At 73.5% G+C, this 17127-nt stretch carries 16 protein-coding genes; 10 read left to right on the forward strand and 6 right to left on the reverse strand.

Translation table 11 applies throughout. The features are described from left to right. Positions 1-71: 71 nt before the first annotated feature. Both ACWEQL_RS18775 and ACWEQL_RS18780 read left to right on the forward strand, forming a co-directional pair. Positions 72-1355, forward strand: coding sequence for an adenylosuccinate synthase (locus tag ACWEQL_RS18775; protein WP_452151364.1), 1284 nt, complete (start codon positions 72-74; stop codon positions 1353-1355). A gap of 205 nt (positions 1356-1560) precedes the next feature. Further along, positions 1561-2163, forward strand: a complete 603-nt coding sequence (locus ACWEQL_RS18780) for a GNAT family N-acetyltransferase (RefSeq protein WP_452151365.1) — start codon at positions 1561-1563, stop codon at positions 2161-2163. A 42-nt stretch (positions 2164-2205) separates the two neighbouring features. Here ACWEQL_RS18780 and ACWEQL_RS18785 read toward each other — a convergent pair whose 3' ends face one another. Further along, positions 2206-3117, reverse strand: coding sequence for an aldo/keto reductase (locus ACWEQL_RS18785; RefSeq protein WP_452151366.1), 912 nt, complete (start codon positions 3115-3117; stop codon positions 2206-2208). A gap of 172 nt (positions 3118-3289) precedes the next feature. Here ACWEQL_RS18785 and ACWEQL_RS18790 point away from each other — a divergent pair, with 172 nt between their 5' ends. Continuing rightward, a complete protein-coding gene (locus tag ACWEQL_RS18790; RefSeq protein ID WP_452151367.1) occupies positions 3290-3631 on the forward strand; it encodes a DoxX family protein in 342 nt (113 codons plus the stop codon). A 79-nt stretch (positions 3632-3710) separates the two neighbouring features. Here the strand turns inward: ACWEQL_RS18790 and metG are convergent, their stop codons facing one another. Next, positions 3711-5432, reverse strand: a complete 1722-nt coding sequence (gene metG, locus ACWEQL_RS18795) for a methionine--tRNA ligase (protein WP_452151368.1) — start codon at positions 5430-5432, stop codon at positions 3711-3713. A gap of 136 nt (positions 5433-5568) precedes the next feature. Beyond that, complete coding sequence (locus tag ACWEQL_RS18800; protein WP_452151369.1) at positions 5569-6585, reverse strand: hypothetical protein; 1017 nt, start codon at positions 6583-6585, stop codon at positions 5569-5571. 182 nt (positions 6586-6767) lie between these two features. On the opposite strand from ACWEQL_RS18800, the gene ACWEQL_RS18805 reads away from it, so the two are divergent. Beyond that, a complete protein-coding gene (locus tag ACWEQL_RS18805; protein ID WP_452151370.1) occupies positions 6768-7817 on the forward strand; it encodes an aldo/keto reductase in 1050 nt (349 codons plus the stop codon). 109 nt (positions 7818-7926) lie between these two features. Here ACWEQL_RS18805 and ACWEQL_RS18810 read toward each other — a convergent pair whose 3' ends face one another. Next, complete coding sequence (locus ACWEQL_RS18810; protein WP_452151371.1) at positions 7927-8349, reverse strand: DUF350 domain-containing protein; 423 nt, start codon at positions 8347-8349, stop codon at positions 7927-7929. 124 nt (positions 8350-8473) lie between these two features. Here ACWEQL_RS18810 and ACWEQL_RS18815 point away from each other — a divergent pair, with 124 nt between their 5' ends. The 3 genes from ACWEQL_RS18815 to ACWEQL_RS18825 are packed head-to-tail and all read left to right on the forward strand — an operon-like array spanning position 8474 to position 11910. After that, entirely contained in the window at positions 8474-8803 is a 330-nt protein-coding gene (locus ACWEQL_RS18815; RefSeq protein ID WP_452151372.1) for a hypothetical protein, read from the forward strand. A gap of 6 nt (positions 8804-8809) precedes the next feature. After that, positions 8810-10039: a glutathionylspermidine synthase family protein gene (locus tag ACWEQL_RS18820; protein ID WP_452151373.1), complete on the forward strand. Its 1230-nt coding sequence runs from the start codon at positions 8810-8812 to the stop codon at positions 10037-10039. A 56-nt stretch (positions 10040-10095) separates the two neighbouring features. Then, positions 10096-11910, forward strand: a complete 1815-nt coding sequence (locus tag ACWEQL_RS18825; protein ID WP_452151374.1) for an NHL domain-containing thioredoxin family protein — start codon at positions 10096-10098, stop codon at positions 11908-11910. A gap of 98 nt (positions 11911-12008) precedes the next feature. Here ACWEQL_RS18825 and ACWEQL_RS18830 read toward each other — a convergent pair whose 3' ends face one another. Beyond that, on the reverse strand, positions 12009-13304 hold the full coding sequence (locus tag ACWEQL_RS18830) for a M18 family aminopeptidase (RefSeq protein WP_452151375.1): 1296 nt from the start codon (positions 13302-13304) through the stop codon (positions 12009-12011). 212 nt (positions 13305-13516) lie between these two features. Then, the gene (locus ACWEQL_RS18835; protein WP_452151376.1) at positions 13517-14020 is read right to left on the reverse strand and encodes a helix-turn-helix domain-containing protein; all 504 of its coding nucleotides are present in this window, start codon (positions 14018-14020) and stop codon (positions 13517-13519) included. A 369-nt stretch (positions 14021-14389) separates the two neighbouring features. Here ACWEQL_RS18835 and ACWEQL_RS18840 point away from each other — a divergent pair, with 369 nt between their 5' ends. The 3 genes from ACWEQL_RS18840 to ACWEQL_RS18850 form a co-directional block, all read left to right on the forward strand. Next, a complete protein-coding gene (locus tag ACWEQL_RS18840) occupies positions 14390-14749 on the forward strand; it encodes a beta/gamma crystallin domain-containing protein (RefSeq protein ID WP_452151377.1) in 360 nt (119 codons plus the stop codon). Positions 14750-14868: 119 nt separating this feature from the next. Beyond that, a complete protein-coding gene (locus ACWEQL_RS18845) occupies positions 14869-15798 on the forward strand; it encodes a hypothetical protein (RefSeq protein WP_452151378.1) in 930 nt (309 codons plus the stop codon). A gap of 85 nt (positions 15799-15883) precedes the next feature. After that, the coding region (locus ACWEQL_RS18850) for a peptidoglycan-binding protein (protein ID WP_452151379.1) at positions 15884-17127 on the forward strand (1244 nt) is incomplete at its 3' end.

The raw sequence follows: 17127 nt of genomic DNA on the forward strand, positions 1-17127 counted from the left end.
CAGGGGCTTCGTCTATCTCGGGGCAGACTGCGGCCTACGCAGGATGCCCCAACCGGAAGGGGTGTACGCCTGTGCCGGCACTCGTGCTCGTTGGCGCTCAGTGGGGAGACGAGGGCAAGGGGAAGGCGACGGACCTCCTCGGTGGCTCCGTCGACTACGTCGTCCGCTACCAGGGCGGCAACAACGCCGGTCACACGGTGGTCATCGGCGACCAGAAGTATGCACTGCATCTGCTGCCTTCCGGCATCCTCAGCCCGAATGTGACGCCGGTGATCGGTAACGGCGTCGTCATCGACCCGGGCGTGCTGCTCTCCGAGCTCAACGGTCTCAACGAGCGCGGCATCGACACCTCCAAGCTGCTGATCTCGGGCAACGCCCACCTGATCACGCCGTACCACCGCACCCTGGACAAGGTCACCGAGCGCTTCCTCGGCAAGCGCCGGATCGGCACCACCGGCCGCGGCATCGGCCCGACCTACGCGGACAAGATCAACCGCGTCGGCATCCGGGTGCAGGACCTCTTCGACGAGTCGATCCTCCAGCAGAAGATCGAAGCCGCCCTGCACGACAAGAACCAGCTGCTGGTGAAGCTCTACAACCGGCGCGCCATCCCCGCCGAGCTGGTGCTCCAGGAATACCTGGGCTACGCGGACAAGATCAAGCCCTTCCTCGCCGACACCACCCTGGTGCTGGACGAGGCCCTGAAGGCGAACAAGGTCGTCCTGCTGGAGGGCGGCCAGGGCACCCTGCTGGACGTCGACCACGGCACGTACCCCTTCGTGACCTCGTCGAACCCGACCGCGGGCGGCGCCTGCACCGGCGCCGGCATCGGCCCCACCAAGATCGACCGCGTCATCGGCATCCTGAAGGCGTACACCACCCGCGTCGGCTCGGGCCCGTTCCCGACCGAGCTGCTGGACGCCGACGGCGACGCGCTGCGCCGGATCGGCGGCGAGCGCGGTGTGACCACCGGCCGTGACCGCCGCTGCGGCTGGTTCGACGCGGTGATCGCCCGCTACGCGACCCGGGTCAACGGCCTGACCGACTTCTTCCTGACCAAGCTCGACGTGCTGACCGGCTGGGAGCAGATCCCGGTCTGCGTCGCGTACGAGATCGACGGGCGCCGGGTCGAGGAGCTGCCGTACAACCAGTCGGACTTCCACCACGCCAAGCCGGTCTACGAGACGCTGCCCGGCTGGAGCGAGGACCTCAGCAAGGCGAAGACCTTCGCCGAGCTGCCGAAGAACGCCCAGGCGTACGTGAAGGCCCTGGAGGAGATGTCCGGCGCGCCGATCTCGGCGATCGGCGTCGGCCCGGGCCGCGACGAGACGATCCAGATCAACTCGTTCATCTGATCCGAGCACGGCCGGTCCGGTCCGGGCGCCGCCGCCCCGGGCGCTGACAGGACGGGCGCTGACAGGACGGGCGCTGACGGGACGGGCACGGCGCGGAAGGGCCCTGCGGAATCGATTCCGCAGGGCCCTTCCGCATGAGTCGGATGCTTTGCACTAATACAGAAATCAATTGCACCTAGTGCAGAGCGGCGCTACCGTGATCGTCATGACCGCGAAGCTTCCCGCCCCCGTCACCCTCACCGGCCGCCACGTCCGCCTGGAGCCGCTGACCCGCCACCACGTCCCCGGGCTGTGGGCCTCCGTCGGGCACGACCCCGAGGTGTGGCGCTGGGTCCCCGACCTGCCGCCGCGGACCGAGGAGGAGCTCGGCGTCCTCCTCGACCGCCGGATCGAGGAGATGGCGGCCGGCCGGGCCGTGAAGTTCGCCGTCGTCGAGCTCGCCACCGGCCGGACCGTCGGGGTGACCGGCTACTACGCCTTCAGCGCGCAGGACGAGCTCGTGGAGATCGGCGGCACCTGGTACGCCCGCTCGGTCTGGCGCTCCGCGGTCAACACCGAGGCCAAGCTGCTGCTGATGACCCACGCCTTCGAGGACCTCGGCATGGGCCGGGTCTTCTGGAAGACCGACGCCCTCAACGAGCGCTCCCGCAACGCCATCCAGCGCCTCGGCGCGCAGTACGAGGGCGTCCACCGCCGGGAGAAGCTCCGCGCCAACGGCCTCTGGCGGGACACCGCGTACTTCTCGATGCTCGCCGACGAGTGGCCCGCCGCCCGGGACCGGCTGACCGAGCGGCTGGCCCGCGGCTGACACCGCCGCCGTGCCGGCCCGGTGCCGGCGGCCGACGCGGGATCAGGCCGAACGGTGGTGGGCCGTCTCCAGCAGGGCGAGGTCCTCGTCGGTCAGCCGCAGCGCACCGGCCGCCACATTGGCCTCCAGGTGGCCGGGGTCGCCGGTGCCGGGGATCGCCAGGACGTGCGGGCCGCGGTGCAGCGTCCAGGCGAGGCGGACCTGCGCGGGGGTGACCCCGTGGGCGCGGGCGACGGCGAGCACCTCCTCGGGGTCACCGGCGACGGCACCGGCCTGGCCGGAGGACGCGGCGATCGCGTAGAAGGGGACGAACGCCACGCCCTGCTCCCCGCAGAAGCGCACGAACTCGTCCTGCTCGGGCCGGAATCCGATGCCGTACGGGTTCTGCACGCAGACCACCGGGGCGATCTCCCGGGCCTCGGCGAACTGGGCCGGGGTCACGTTGGAGACGCCGAGATGACGGATCAGGCCGGCCTCGCGCAGCTCGGCGAGGGCGCCGAAGCGCTCGGCTATCGAATCGGTGCCGAGGATCCGCAGGTTGACCACGTCCAGGTGGTCCCGGCCGAGCTGACGCAGGTTCTCCTCCACCTGCCCGCGCAGCCCCTTGGCGGTCCGGACGTGCTCCGTCCACTCGCCGTCCGGGCCGCGGGCGGGGCCGACCTTGGTGGCGATGACGAGGTCGTCGGCGTACGGGGCGAGGGCGCGGTTGATCAGCTCGTTGGCGGAGCGCAGGGGCGAGAAGTAGAAGGCCGCCGTGTCGAGGTGGTTCACCCCGAGCTCGACCGCCCGTCGCAGGACGCGGACGGCCTCGTCCCGGTCGCGCGGGACGGCGTGCGGGATGAGCGCCTCGCCGTACTGGGGCAGGCGCATGGTGCCGAAGCCGATCCGGTTCACCTCCAGGTCCCCGAGGGTCCAGGTGCCCGACGCGGATGCGGTGATGGTCTCTGTGGTCATGCCGGTGATCATCACCCGCGCGGTGCTCCGACCGCCAACGAATAGGCGCAGGCGTGGCCCTGAGGGGGCGTCCGGCGCCCCGGGGGAAAATTCCGGGCCGGGCTGTCACACCCGTCCGGTCCGCCGGGTCAGTGAGGTGTCGCACCGTCACCCCGGACCGCAGGAGCCCCCGATGAACACCACCGCCGTCGTCGTCACCGTCCTGGCCGCCGTCATGACCGGGTTCTCGGCCGGCTCGGTCTTCCTCGGGGCCGAGTGGACCGTGAAGCCGCTCGCCGACTACGGCGTCCCGCGCGCCTGGTGGACCTGGCTCGGCACCGCCAAGGCCGCCGGCGCCCTCGGCCTGCTGGCCGGCCTCGCCGTCCCCGCCCTCGGGGTCGCCGCCGCGGTGGGCCTGATCCTCTACTACGGCCTGGCCGTCGTCACCGTGCTGCGCGCCCGGGCGTACGCCCACACCCCGTTCCCACTGGTGTACATGGCGCCGGTGGTCGCCGCCCTGGTGCTGGGCGCCTGAACCCGGCGCCACCGGTGGAGGCCGCGCGGGACGTCGGTCCGGCCGACGTCCCGCGCGGCGCGCTCCAGGGCCCGGTGTCTCAGGCGGCCTCGGAGCCGCCGCCGAAGCGAACGGTCCAGGCGGCCAGGTCCTCGTCGGTGATCTTGGCGAACAGCACCGGCGGGACGGTGAACGGGGTGCCGGCCGGGACGAGCTCCAGCACCTCGTCGCCGCGCACCCAGGTCCGGGTGTCCCCGGGCAGGTCGAAGGCGCCGCGGATCGCCCGGGCCGCCGCCGGGACGAAGGGCTCCGAGACCACCCCGTACAGCTGGATGAGGTTCATCGCGGTCCGCAGGGTCAGGGCGGCCCCTTCGAGGTCCGTTCTGGCCTGCAGCCAGGGCGCCTTCTCGTCGAGGTAGGAGTTGCCCGCGCTCCACAGCGCGCGCAGGCTCTGCGCCGCCTTGCGGAAGTTGAGCGCGTCCAGGTTGGCCTCGTACTCGGCGAGCAGTCCGGCCACCGTGGCGCCCAGCCGCTCCTCGGGCTCACCGGGGGCCGCGCCGGCCGGGACGGCGTCGCCGAAGCGCTTGCGGCTGAAGGAGAGCACCCGGTTGACGAAGTTGCCCAGGGTGTCGGCGAGGTCCTTGTTGACCACCGAGGCGAAGAGGTCCCAGGTGAAGCTGGAGTCGTCCGACTCGGGGGCGTGCGCCATCAGGAAGTAGCGCCAGTAGTCGGCGGGCAGCAGCTCCAGCGCGACGTCGGTGAAGACGCCCACCTTCTGGCTGGTGGAGAACTTGCCGCCGTAGTACGTCAGCCAGTTGAAGGCCTTGACGTAGTCGACCTTCTTCCAGGGCTGCCGGGAGCCGAGCAGGGTGGCCGGGAACATCACCGTGTGGAACGGGACGTTGTCCTTCGCCATGAACTCGGTGTAGCGGACGGTCTCGTCCGCCTCGTACCACCAGGACCGCCAGTCCCGGACCTCACCGGCCGGGGCCGCGTCGGCCCACTCCCTGGTCGCGCCGATGTACTCGATCGGGGCGTCGAACCAGACGTAGAAGACCTTGCCCTCGGCGGCCAGCTCCGGCCAGACGTCGGCCGGCACCGGGACGCCCCACTCCAGGTCGCGGGTGATCGCGCGGTCCTGCAGGCCCTCGGTCAGCCACTTGCGGGCGATGGAGGAGGCCAGCACCGGCCAGCCGTCGCCGTGGGCGGCGATCCACCCCTCCACCTCCTCGGTCAGCCGGGACTGCAGCAGGAAGAGGTGCTTGGTCTCGCGGACCTCCAGGTCCGCGCTGCCGCTGATCGCCGAGCGCGGCTCCAGCAGGTCGGTCGGGTCGAGCACCCGGGTGCAGTTCTCGCACTGGTCGCCGCGGGCCTTGTCGTAGCCGCAGTGCGGGCAGGTGCCGACGATGTAGCGGTCGGGCAGGAAGCGTCCGTCGGTGTTGGAGTACACCTGGCGGACGGTCCGCTCCTCGATGAAGCCGTTGGCGTGCAGCTCCCGGGCGATCTCCTGGGTGATCGCGCGGTTCTGCGGGGAGGAGCTGCGGCCGAAGTGGTCGAAGGAGAGCTCGAAGCCCTCGTAGATCGCCCGCTGCCGCTCGTGCGCCTCGGCGCAGAACTCGGCGACCGGCAGTCCGGCCTCCTGGGCGGCCAGCTCGGCGGGGGTGCCGTGCTCGTCGGTGGCGCAGATGTACAGCACCTCGTGACCGCGCTGGCGCAGGTAGCGGGAGTAGACGTCCGCCGGGAGCATCGACCCGACCATGTTGCCCAGGTGCTTGATCCCGTTGATGTAGGGAAGCGCGCTGGTGATCAACTGCCGGGTCATCCTGGGAGGCTCCAATGCGTCCGGCGGGCGGCCGGGCGCCCGCGAGCTGGGTGTCCGTCATCGTACCGAGCGGGGGCCCGCGGCCCCATCGGTTATCGCGCGCCGGGCCGGGGCGGCCGCGCGGACGGGGCCGGGTTCACCCTTTCGCGGCGGGCCCCGGGGTCCACCCGGCCGGCCGCCGACGGGTGCGCAGCCAGTACGACCGGGCGGCGACCGCCAGCGCCACCCCGTACACGGCGAAGGCACCGATGCCGACCCAGGAGACCAGCAGCGCGTCCCCGGGGCTGGGGAAGTCGCCCGTGCGCACCTCCACCAGCCCCAGCGTGCCGAGCGCGCAGTACGAGACGCCGAGCAGGCCGTACGGGGCGAGGGTGGCCGCGCCCAGCAGCGCCGGGGTCAGCGGCAGCCAGCGGGGGACTGCGCGCCCACCCAGCGGCAGGGTCCAGCGGGGGAACCGCTGCCCCCACGGCCGGACCAGGCCCCAGAGCAGGAACACCCCGAGCCCGGCCAGCAGCGCGGTCGGGTCCAGCCCCCAGGACTCCAGGGCGAGCCAGACCCCGGAGGCGCCGTTGCGCTCGGAGGCCGCCCGGACCTCCGCCCCGCTCACCCCGGCGAAGGTGCCGCCGAACGCCCACAGCGTCTTCATCGCCGCGTACGGCACGAACGCCAGACTGCCCGCCACGGCGGCCAGTTGCACCACCCCGGGCGCGGCCGAGGGCACGGCCGGCGCACCGCCGCCGTCCGGCCCGGACGCCCCGGCGTGCCCCGCGGTACGGGCGGCGGCCGCCAGCAGCAGCGTCCCGGCCGCGGCCAGCGCGCGGGCACCGGCGCGGGGCCAACTGTCCACGCCCTGGCCGAACACCAACGTGATCACGTCCATCAGCAGGCTGAACGCCGTCGCCGCGGTCAGTCCGGCCAGCGCCCACAGCGGGCCGCGCGGCCAGGGCCGTCCCCGAACGGCCGCGGCGCCCGCCCAGGCGGCCGCGACGCCCAGCGCGGCGACCGGCCAGCCCAGCCAGGCCGGGCCCACCAGGTCACCGAAGCCGAGCAGCGGGGTGCCGCCCAGCGCACCGGCGGCGCCGGCCGCCGCGTGGAGCACGCCCCAGCCGAGCAGGGCCCGGCCGTTCCCGATCGCCTCGCGCATGTGTCCCATGGCTCCACGCTCGCAGCGGCGGGGACGGCCGGGCGTCCACCGCCCGGACGAGGGGGCTCCCCTCGGCGGGGGATCCGCCGGTGCCGGGTGCGGGTGTCGCGTCACCGGGGCTTGCCCTTGAGTGGACTCCAACTCCTACAGTCGGCCGCACCGCACCGCACAGCCATCCGGAGGGGACAACCATGCGCTACCGCGTACTCGGCGGCACCGGCATCGAGGTGAGCGCCCACTGCCTGGGCACGATGATGTTCGGCGCGGTCGGCAATCCCGACCACGACGACTGCGTCCGGATCATCCACGCCGCACTCGACCGCGGCGTCAACTTCGTGGACACCGCCGACATGTACTCGGCCGGCGAGTCCGAGGTGATCGTCGGCAAGGCGCTCAAGGGCCGCCGCGACGACGTCGTGCTCGCCACCAAGGTGTACTTCCCGATGGGCGAGGGCCCGGCGCGCGGCGGGCTGTCGCGGCGCTGGATCGTCCACGAGGTGGAGGAGAGCCTGCGCCGCCTGGGCACCGACCGGATCGACCTGTACCAGGTGCACCGGCCGGACCACACCACCGACCTGGAGGAGACCCTCGGCGCGCTCGGCGACCTGGTCCGGGCCGGCAAGATCCGCGCCTTCGGCTGCTCGACCTTCCCCGCCGAGGAGATCGTCGAGGCCCACCACGTCTCCGAGCGCCGCGGCCTGCCGCGCTTCCGGACCGAGCAGCCGCCGTACTCGCTGCTGGCCCGCGGCATCGAGCGGGACGTGCTGCCGACGGTCCGGCGGCTCGGGATGGGCGCGCTGACCTGGAGCCCGCTGGCTTCCGGCTTCCTGACCGGCCGCTACCGCAAGGGCCGACCGATCGACATGACCAGCGGCCGCCCCGCGCTGACCCCGGCCCGCTTCGACCCGGCGCTGCCGGTCACCGCGGCCAAGCTGGAGGCGGTCGAGCGGTTCACCGAGCTGGCGGACGGGCTCGGCCGCACCCTGCCCGAACTGGCCCTGGCCTTCCCGCTGGCCCACCCCGCGGTCACCTCGGTGATCATCGGCCCGCGCACCATGGAGCAGCTGGAGGCGGCCCTCAAGGGCGCCGACCTCGTCCTGGACGACGCCACCCTCGACCGGATCGACGAGATCGTCCCGCCGGGCACCAACGTCTACCACCCGGACGGCGTCTGGCAGCCGCCCGCCCTCACCGACCCGGCCCGCCGCCGCCGTCCGCTCGGCGAGCGCTCGGCGGGCTGAGCCCGCGCCGTACGGGGGCCGGCCGGGGGGGACGGCGGCCGGGGGGACGGCCGGGGGCTGGGGGCGCGAGCGCCGTACGACGGCGCGGAGCGAGTCCTGAAAAGGAGGGCTAGGCGATCGAGGCCGCGACGATCGCCGAGACGGCGAGGTTGCAGCTGGCGGTGACCCAGACCGCCGGGTGCGGCTCCGGGTCGACCAGGATCGCGCCGAGCTTGCCCGGCGTCACCACGTCCACCAGCCAGAACGCGACCGCCATCAGCAGCAGCCCGAGCAGGCCGAAGCAGGCGGTGGAGGCCAGGCCCTTGCCGAAGTCCTCGTAGGTGTAGCGGATCGCGGTGTAGACGATCCCGCCGATCCCGAGCAGCGCCGAGCTGAGCACCAGCGCCGCGTTGCGGTTGCGCTCCACCCAGATCTGGTGGCCGAGCCTGCCGGGGGTCAGCACGTCGACCAGGCCCACGCCGAGGAGCAGCAGCACCACGCCGACGCCACCGAAGGCGGCGGCCGCGCCGAGTCCGTTCACGATGTCGTTCATGCGCGCTGTGCTCCCCCGGGGCAACGGTCAAGGATCGGCAAAAGATATCCCATCCGGCCCCGGACGCACAGGGTGTGCGGGGCCCCTCCCGTACGATGCCTCCCCACGCGTACCATCGTCCGCCATGACGCAGTCCCCTCCCTCCGCGGCCGGTGAGACCGGCGGCCGACGACGCTCCGGCTTCGTGGCGCTCGGCATGGTCGGCACCCTCGCCCTGGCGCTCTCCGGGTGCTCCTCCGGCAGTTCCAACCCGCCGAGCCGCTGCGTCGACCCGAACACCCTCAAGGTGCTGGGCGACCACGCCTGCAGCGGCGCCGCCGGGGCGAGCGCCGGCCGCTGGTACTACTGCGGCTCGGGCTCCGCCGTCGTGAGCGGCGGCACCTTCGACAAGGCCGCCACCAAGCGCGGCGGCTTCGGCTGCCCCTCCGGCTCCAGCGGCTCGGGCGGGGGCTGATCCGCCGTGCGCCGCCGCACCATCACCCCGCGCGCCGACTGGCTGGCCACCGTGGAGGGCCAGGGCCTGATCTACGCCATGTGCTCCGACCCCTGCAACCAGGGCGGGCCGCACGCCTACTGGGACGAGAGCGCCTACTACGAGTTCTCGCTGCCCGAGGTCGAGGCGCTGGAGGAGGTCGTCGAGGAGCTGCACGGGATGTGCCTGGCCGCCGCCGACCACGTGGTGCGCACCGGCCGGTTCGCCGACTACGGCATCACCGACCCCCGGCTGGCCGCCGCGGTCGCCGAGTCCTGGCGGCGGCGCGAGGAGCAGCCCAGCCTGTACGGGCGCTTCGACCTCGCGTACGACGGGACGGGCCCGGCGAAGCTCTTCGAGTACAACGCCGACACCCCGACCTCGCTGATCGAGGCGGCCGGCCCGCAGTGGTTCTGGATGGAGGAGCGGTTCCCCGGCGCCGACCAGTGGAACTCCCTGCACGAGCGCCTGGTCGCCTCCTGGGCCCGGCAGAAGCACCTGCTGCCGCCCGGCCCGGTGCACTTCGCCCACTCCCGCGGCGACACCGAGGGCGAGGACTGGATGACCACCCTCTACCTCCAGGAGTGCGCCGAGCAGGCCGGCATCGAGACCGTCGGCCTCGCGATGGAGGACATCGGCTGGGACCCCCTCTCCGGCCGCTTCGTCGACCTGGAGCACCGCTTCATCCGCTCCGCCTTCAAGCTCTACCCCTGGGAGTGGCTGGCCTCCGACGAGTTCGGCGGGCAGCTGCTGGACGTCATCGACCACGGCGGCTCCACCGGCAGCACCCTGTGGATCGAGCCGGCCTGGAAGATGCTGCTCTCCAACAAGGCGCTGCTCGCCGTGCTCTGGGAGCTGTACCCCGGCCACCCCAACCTGCTGCCCGCCTACCTCGACGGCCCGCGCGAACTCGCCGCCCCGGACGGCCCCGGCTACGCCGCCAAACCGCTGCTCGGCCGCGAGGGCGCCGGCGTGCGGATCGTCGAACCGGGCGGCGCCGAGACCCGGCTCGCCGCGTGGGCCGGCGACCCGGACCGCTACGGCGCCGAGGGCCACTGCTACCAGCAGCTGCACCCGCTGCCCGACTTCGACGGCAACCGCCCGGTCCTCGGCACCTGGGTCGTCGACGGCGAGGCCGCGGGCCTGGGCATCCGCGAGACCGACGACAGCCCCATCACCCACCAGGGCGCCCGCTTCCTCCCCCACGTGATCGTCTAGCCGCGTGACGTCCCGCGCCCGGAATGCGGGCGGCGGGTGTGGGGTTTGATTGACCCATGGCAACCCGTGCACGTGTACGCGCCCCCGAGCTGGTCGGGGCAGGCGGCTGGCTGAACACCGGCGGCAAGGAACTCACCCTCGCGGACTTCCGCGGCAAGATCACCATCCTGGACTTCTGGACCTTCTGCTGCATCAACTGCCTGCACGTCCTGGACGAGCTGCGCGAGCTGGAGGAGAAGCACCGCGACACCGTGGTGATCGTCGGGGTGCACTCGCCCAAGTTCGTGCACGAGGCCGACCACCGGGCCGTGGTGGACGCGGTCGAGCGGTACGAGGTGCACCACCCGGTGCTGGACGACCCGGCGCTGGCCACCTGGAAGCAGTACGCGGTGCGGGCCTGGCCGACGCTGGTGGTGATCGACCCCGAGGGCTACGTGGTCGCCCAGCACGCCGGCGAGGGACACGCGCACGCGATCGCCCGGCTGGTCGAGGAGCTGGAGGCCGAGCACGAGGCCAAGGGCACGCTGCGGCGCGGCGACGGCCCGTACGTGGCGCCGGAGCCGGCTGCGGGCGACCTGAGGTTCCCCGGCAAGGCGGTGCGGCTGGCGAACGGCCACTTCCTGGTCGCCGACTCCGGCCACCACTCGCTGGTCGAGCTGGCCGAGGACGGCGAGCGCGTGGTCCGCAGGATCGGCGACGGCGTGCGCGGCCTGGTGGACGGCACCGCGCCGCGGTTCAGCGAGCCGCAGGGGCTCGCGCTGCTGCCGGAGGGCCACCCGTACGACGTGGTCGTGGCCGACACGGTCAACCACGCGCTGCGCGGCGTACGGCTGGCGGACGGCAGCGTCACCACGCTGGCCGGCACGGGCCGGCAGTGGTGGCAGGGGTCGGCCACCTCGGGCCCGGCCCACGAGGTGGACCTCTCCTCGCCGTGGGACGTCGCCTGGTTCGACGGCCGGGTCTGGATCGCGATGGCGGGCGTGCACCAGCTCTGGGCGTACGACCCGGCCGCCGGGACGGTCGGGGTCGCGGCCGGCACCACCAACGAGGGCCTGGTGGACGGGCCCGCCGAGGAGGCCTGGTTCGCCCAGCCGTCCGGCCTCGCCGTCTCGGCGGACGGCGAGCGGCTCTGGGTCGCCGACTCGGAGACCTCGGCGCTGCGGTGGGTTTCACGTGAAACGAAGCGGGTCGAATCCGCCGTCGGCACCGGCCTGTTCGACTTCGGCCACCGCGACGGCGAGGCCTCGCAGGCCCTCCTCCAGCACCCGCTGGGCGTCACCGTGCTGCCCGACGGCTCGGTCGCGGTGAGCGACACCTACAACCACGCGCTGCGCCGCTACGACCCGGCGACCGGCGAGGTCAGCACGCTGGCCACCGATCTGCGCGAGCCCTCCGGGGCCGTCCTGGTGGACGGGGACATCGTGGTGGTCGAGTCCGCCCGGCACCGGCTGACCCGGCTGCGGCTGCCCGAGGAGGCCGTCCGGGTGGAGTCGGTCGCGCACCGCACCCAGCGGGCGGCCACCGAGGTCGCGCCGGGCGCGTTCCGGCTGGACGTGGTGTTCTCCGCGCCGAGCGGCCAGAAGCTGGACGAGCGCTACGGCCCGTCCACCCGGCTGCTGGTCAGCTCGACCCCGCCTGAGCTGCTGGTCTCCGGCGCGGGCGCGGACACCGCGCTCTCCAGGGAGCTGGTGCTCTCGGCGGACGTCACCGAGGGGGTGCTGCACGTCTCCGCGATGGCCGCCTCCTGCGACGACGACCCGGAGATCGAGTTCCCGGCCTGCCACGTCCACCAGCAGGACTGGGGGGTGCCGGTGACGCTGGTCGCGGGCGGCGCGAGCCGGCTGCCGCTGGTCCTGGCCGGCCTGGAGTAGCCGCCGGCGCGGCACGCCTCCCGACGGCCCCGCCGGGCCCCGGAAGCACGGCGGGGCCCGGCGGTCCCCATGGTCGCCGGGCCCCGCACCGCGGAGGGTCAGCCCTCCAGGAAGGCCTTGATGGCGCTCGCCAGCAGGTACGGGTCCTCCGCCCCGCACAGCTCGCGCGCCGAGTGCATGGACAGGGCCGCGATGCCGCAGTCCACCGTGGTGATGCCGAGCCGGGCCGCGGTGATCGGGCCGATCGTGGTGCCGCAGGGCATCGCGTTGTTGGAGACGAAGGTCTGCCACGGCACGCCGGCCTTCTCGCAGGCCGCCGCGAAGACCGCCCGGCCGACGCCGTCGGTCGCGTAGCGGTTGTTGACGTTGACCTTGAGGATCGGGCCGCCGTTGGGCATCGGGTGGTGGCCGGGCTCGTGCCGCTCGCTGTAGTTCGGGTGGACGGCGTGGCCCATGTCCGAGGAGAGGCAGATGGTGCCGGCCAGCGCCCGGGCGCGGTCCTCGGCGCCGCCCCCACGCGCGTAGACCGTGCGCTCCAGCACATTGCCGAGCAGCGGGCTCTGCGCGCCGGTGTCCGACTCGCTGCCGGTCTCCTCGTGGTCGAAGGCGGCCAGCACCGGGATGTACGGCAGGTCGGCGCCGGCCACGGCGGCCAGCGCGGCGGTCGCGGCGTGCACCGAGAGCAGGTTGTCCAGGCGCGGGCCGGCCAGCAGCTCGCGGTCGCGGCCCAGGTAGGCGGCCGGCTGGACGTCGTGGGTCATCAGGTCCCAGCCGGCCACGTCGGCGGCGTCGACGCCGGCCCGCTGCGCCACGTACGAGATCAGCGAGCCCTCGTCGACCGGGCCGAGGCCCCAGATCGGGGTGAGGTGGCGCTGCTTGTCGAGCTTGAGGCCGTCGTTGACCTGGCGGTCCAGGTGGATGGCCAGCTGCGGCACGCGCAGCAGCGCCTCGTCGAGCTGGACCAGGCGGGAGCTCCCGTCGCGCAGCGCCAGCCGGCCGGACAGGCCCAGGTCGCGGTCCAGCCAGGTGTTCAGCGGGACGCCGCCGTAGATCTCCACCGCGACCTGCCGCCAGCCCGCCGAGCCGGTGTCCGGCACCGGCTTGACCCTCAGGTTCGGCGAGTCGGTGTGGGTGCCGACCACCCGGAACGGCGTCTCCGGGCCGGCGCCCTTCGGCACGTACCAGGCGATCAGGGCACCGCCCCGGACGACGTAGCGCCCGCCCGCCGTCGCGTCCCAGGCGTCCGTCTCGGCGACCTGCCGGAAGCCCACCTTCTCCAGGCGCTCGGCGGCACTGGCCACCGCGTGGTACGGCGACGGTGAGGTACCGAGGAACGCGATGAGGTCATCGGTGTGCGTCCGGTCGAAGAAGGCCTGACGGGCGGCGGTCGACATGCTGCTCCTGAGTAGAGGGAGGGTCGAAGCCGGAATGGGGGGTCGACTTCGCACCTTGAGCATATGCCCGTACACGGACAGGACACTCGGAACGTCCCAACGGATGCAGAACGCAGACAGAAACGTGAACTGACGCATGGACGGAAAGCCGGACACCCGGCCCGCCCCGCCGTTCGCACCCGGCCCTCACCTGCGGCGCAGGAGGCCTTCCGTCAGTTCGCCGCCTGAAGTACCTCCAGTCGTCGCGCGAGTTCGTCGACCGGGAGTTCGGGCAGCGCGGCGAGCACCACCCCGGCCAGCCGGACCGCCTCCGGCGAGCCCGACCAGGCCCGCAGCAGCACCAGCCTGACGTCCGGCTCCCAGTCCGCCGGATCGACCCCGGTCAGCACCTCGAACAGCAGCAGCGCCTCGGCGTCGGCCAGCCGGGCCGGCACGGCGGGCCCCGCCGTCCACTCCCCCGGCGCCTCGGGCGCCCAGGGCCCGGGCTGCGGCACGCGGGCCGCCTCGACCAGTTCCGCGCCGTCCCGGCCCCGGGCACCGAGCGCCTCGACGATCCGGCGCAGCGAGTCCGTCCGCGGCTGGGCCCGGCCGCGTTCCAGATTGCCGATGGCACGGGCGCTGAGACCCGAACGGACGGCCAGTTCCTCCTGCGTCAGCCCGGCGGCCTCCCGGCAACTGCGCAGCAGGTGCGCGAACGGTCTCCCCCGTACAGGCATCCCCACAGACATCCCCATCCCCCCGGATGCGTCCCCGTTTCCGCTCACGATAGGGAGAGGTGCGGGTACCCACCATCGATGTGGCGCGGATCACGTCCGCATCCGGCCCGAATGCGGACACAGCAGGCCGCTCATGTCTCACCGGGTGAGACGCGCGCCGGACGACGGGCCGGGGAGGGCGAAGATTCCGGCCCAACTTCCTGTTGCCGCAAGGGTTCATGACCGAGGATCAGTTCAGCGAATCCGCTCCGTCGGTGTCCGCCCGCGGTGACCCGGCCATGCCGGGCAGGGCCACCGCGTACCCGCTCCGTCGCACCACCGCGCAGTCATCAGCCACCCAGTGGAACGAACAGAGGAGCTCCATCCATCATGGCACTTCGCAAGCGCATGACGGCCCTGGCCCTGGCCGGCGCCGCCGCCGTCACCGCCACCGTCGCGACCGCCGGACCGGCCGCCGCGATCCACCGCGTCGACCAGTCGACCTGCAACAGCCGGTCCGACTTCCTCACCATCTGGAACTACCCGCCGAAGGTCTGCTTCGCCGACAACGGCTCGACCGGCGTGTCGATCTACGACGTCTACGAGGTCGACTCCGGCAACAACCGCTCGTACCACAACTGGTACAGCTCTGCGACCGGCAGCAGCTACCAGACCTACCTGGGCAACGGCGGCTGGTCCTCCTACAACCCCAAGGTCAAGGTGACCTGGGTCAGCATCATCGGCCGCTGACCCGGCCACACCCCGGCGCGGCCGCGCCGGGCACCCCGTCGGGGGTGGACGGCGGACCTCCGGGTCCGTCGTCCACCCCCGACGGGCCCCCGCAGAGAACCCAGCGCGAGGAAACCACCGTGGCATCACACCGAAGGCTCCGCCTGCTGCCGGCCGCCGTCCTGGCCGTCGCGTCCGTCACCCTGTCGGCCTGCGGTGACGACGGGCCGGCGGCGTCGGCGCCACCGCCCGCGCTCGGCCCGGTGGCCACCGTCACCGACCCGGCCCAGATCACCCTGCCCACGGACGGGTACCTGGCCACCGTCGCACAGGTCCGTCAGATCGTGCAGGCTCAGGACGCGGTGACGGCGGCGTGCATGCGCGACTTCGGGTTCACCGCGCGCCCGACCGTCCTGGTCGGCCTCGACGACGCCCCGCGGCGCCGGCTGACGCACAGCCCGTTGTACGGCTACTTCGACACGGCGGGGCGGCAGGCGAAGGGGTACGACAACCTGGCCGCGTCCCCGGACCAGACGGCGCCGGGCACCCGGAACACCCCGCCCTCGGCCGACGAGCAGACCGCACTCACCGGATCGCGCCCGGTGGAGGGGCAGCCGGCCGGGAAGGTCAACGGCAGGGACGTGCCGGAAGGCGGCTGCCTGAAGGTCGGGCGCGACAAGGTCGGCGAAACGCCCGTCATCGACGAGGCGGCGCTGCCCGAGGGCGGACCCAAGGTGCCGGTCAACGACCCCCGGGTGGTCGAGGCCCACGCGAAGTGGTCGGCGTGCATGAAGGGCAAGGGCTTCGGGTACCAGGACCCGGTGCAGGCCAACCTGGACGCCCGGTGGCGCCAGCCGTCCGAGGTGCCGACGGCGAGCCCGGAGCAGGTCGCCGCCGCCACCGCCGATGTCGATTGCAAGCTCGCGGGCAACACCGTCGGCGTGATCGTGGCGGTGCAGAGCGCGTACGGGAGCAGGTACGTGGAGGCGAACGCGGGCAAGCTGGCCGCCTACCGGCAGCAGCTCGACGAGCAGGTCCGCAAGGCCGCCGCGCTCGTCTCCGGCGGCTGAGAGCGTCCCGGCCCGCCTCCTCTTACGCCCGGCAAACAGTCGGGCGGCCACACTGGTGCACAGTGAAGTCGCCTGGGAGTAAGCATTGCTGACGATCGATCACACGACGGGGGACGACGCCTCCGGGAGCGGGGCCGGGGCCGCGCCGGCGGGCGGACGGTCCCGGACGGGGCGGCGCAAGCGGGTGCTGGTGGCGGTGGCGCTGGCGGCCGCGCTGGTCTCGGCCGGGGGGCTCGGCGCCGCGACACTGGTGAAGTCGCCGGCGGAGCGGGCGGCCCGGACGGCGCCCCCGCCCCGGAGTCTGATCACCGCACCGGTCACCAGCCAGGTGCTGAACCGGTCGGTGTCGGCGCGGGCGGTGGTCTACCCGCCGGCCCAGTACGACGTCGTTCCCGCCGCGGTCTCCCCCGACGTCACACGGCTCTACGTCTCCGGGCTGCACGTCCGCACGGGGGAGGCCGTGACCAGCGGCAAGCTGCTCGCCGAGGTGTCCGGGCAGCCGGTCTTCGCGCTGCGCGGGTCGGTGCCCGCCTACCGGGACATCAAGCCGGGCAGCACCGGGACCGATGTCGCCGAGCTCCAAGAGGCGCTGGCCGCGCTCGGGCACTCCCACGGGTCCGACGAGAAGGGGACGTTCGGCCCGGGCACCGGGCAGGCCGTCTCCGCGTTCTACCGCCGGCTCGGCCATCCGGTGCCCACCACCGGCGCCGCCACCCAGCAGGCCGTCGACGCCGCGCAGAAGGCGGTGGACGCCTCCCGGCAGTCGGTGGACACCCTGACGGCCCAGAAGAAGGCCGCCGGCCGCACCCCGGCCCCCGCCGGCCCGGCTCCCGCGACACCGGCCGGACCCACCACACCGGCCGGGCCCACCACACCGGCCGGGCCCGCCGCCCAGCAGCCGCCCGCCGGTGACCTCGACCAGCAGCTCGCCGCCGCCCGGAAGCAACTGGCCGCCGACCAGACGGCCCTGGCCAAGGCCCAGGCGGTGAACGGCCCGATGGTGCCGGCCGCCCACGTGGTGTTCCTGCCGACACTTCCCGCCACGGTGACCGCGGTCAACGGCGAGGTCGGCTCCGCCGCCACCGGCACCCTGCTGTCGATCACCAGCGGGGACCTGAGCGTCACCGGCCGGCTGACCCCGGCCCAGGCCGCCGGGGTCAAGCCCGGCATGGCCGTGGAGATCCTGGTCGAGGAGACCGGCGCGACCCTGAAGGGCGTCGTCGGCGAGCTCGGCGCCCCCACAACCACCCCGCCGGCCGGCAAGGTCATCACCCTGGGGGGTGCGGGCGGCGGGCAGGCGGGCACCGGCGCGGGCGGCACCGGCGGCGC

Source organism: Kitasatospora sp. NPDC004240, from assembly GCF_053603215.1.

Coding starts and splice junctions, on each gene's coding strand:
- ACWEQL_RS18830 (WP_452151375.1), bottom strand. CDS start 13,304: ATGTCGACCGCCGCCCGTCAGGCCTTCTTCGACCGGACGCACACCGAT.
- metG (WP_452151368.1), bottom strand. CDS start 5,432: ATGACCCGGCAGTTGATCACCAGCGCGCTTCCCTACATCAACGGGATC.
- ACWEQL_RS18790 (WP_452151367.1), top strand. CDS start 3,290: ATGAACACCACCGCCGTCGTCGTCACCGTCCTGGCCGCCGTCATGACC.
- ACWEQL_RS18800 (WP_452151369.1), bottom strand. CDS start 6,585: ATGGGACACATGCGCGAGGCGATCGGGAACGGCCGGGCCCTGCTCGGC.
- ACWEQL_RS18835 (WP_452151376.1), bottom strand. CDS start 14,020: ATGCCTGTACGGGGGAGACCGTTCGCGCACCTGCTGCGCAGTTGCCGG.
- ACWEQL_RS18780 (WP_452151365.1), top strand. CDS start 1,561: ATGACCGCGAAGCTTCCCGCCCCCGTCACCCTCACCGGCCGCCACGTC.
- ACWEQL_RS18840 (WP_452151377.1), top strand. CDS start 14,390: ATGGCACTTCGCAAGCGCATGACGGCCCTGGCCCTGGCCGGCGCCGCC.
- ACWEQL_RS18810 (WP_452151371.1), bottom strand. CDS start 8,349: ATGAACGACATCGTGAACGGACTCGGCGCGGCCGCCGCCTTCGGTGGC.
- ACWEQL_RS18785 (WP_452151366.1), bottom strand. CDS start 3,117: ATGACCACAGAGACCATCACCGCATCCGCGTCGGGCACCTGGACCCTC.
- ACWEQL_RS18815 (WP_452151372.1), top strand. CDS start 8,474: ATGACGCAGTCCCCTCCCTCCGCGGCCGGTGAGACCGGCGGCCGACGA.
- ACWEQL_RS18825 (WP_452151374.1), top strand. CDS start 10,096: ATGGCAACCCGTGCACGTGTACGCGCCCCCGAGCTGGTCGGGGCAGGC.
- ACWEQL_RS18805 (WP_452151370.1), top strand. CDS start 6,768: ATGCGCTACCGCGTACTCGGCGGCACCGGCATCGAGGTGAGCGCCCAC.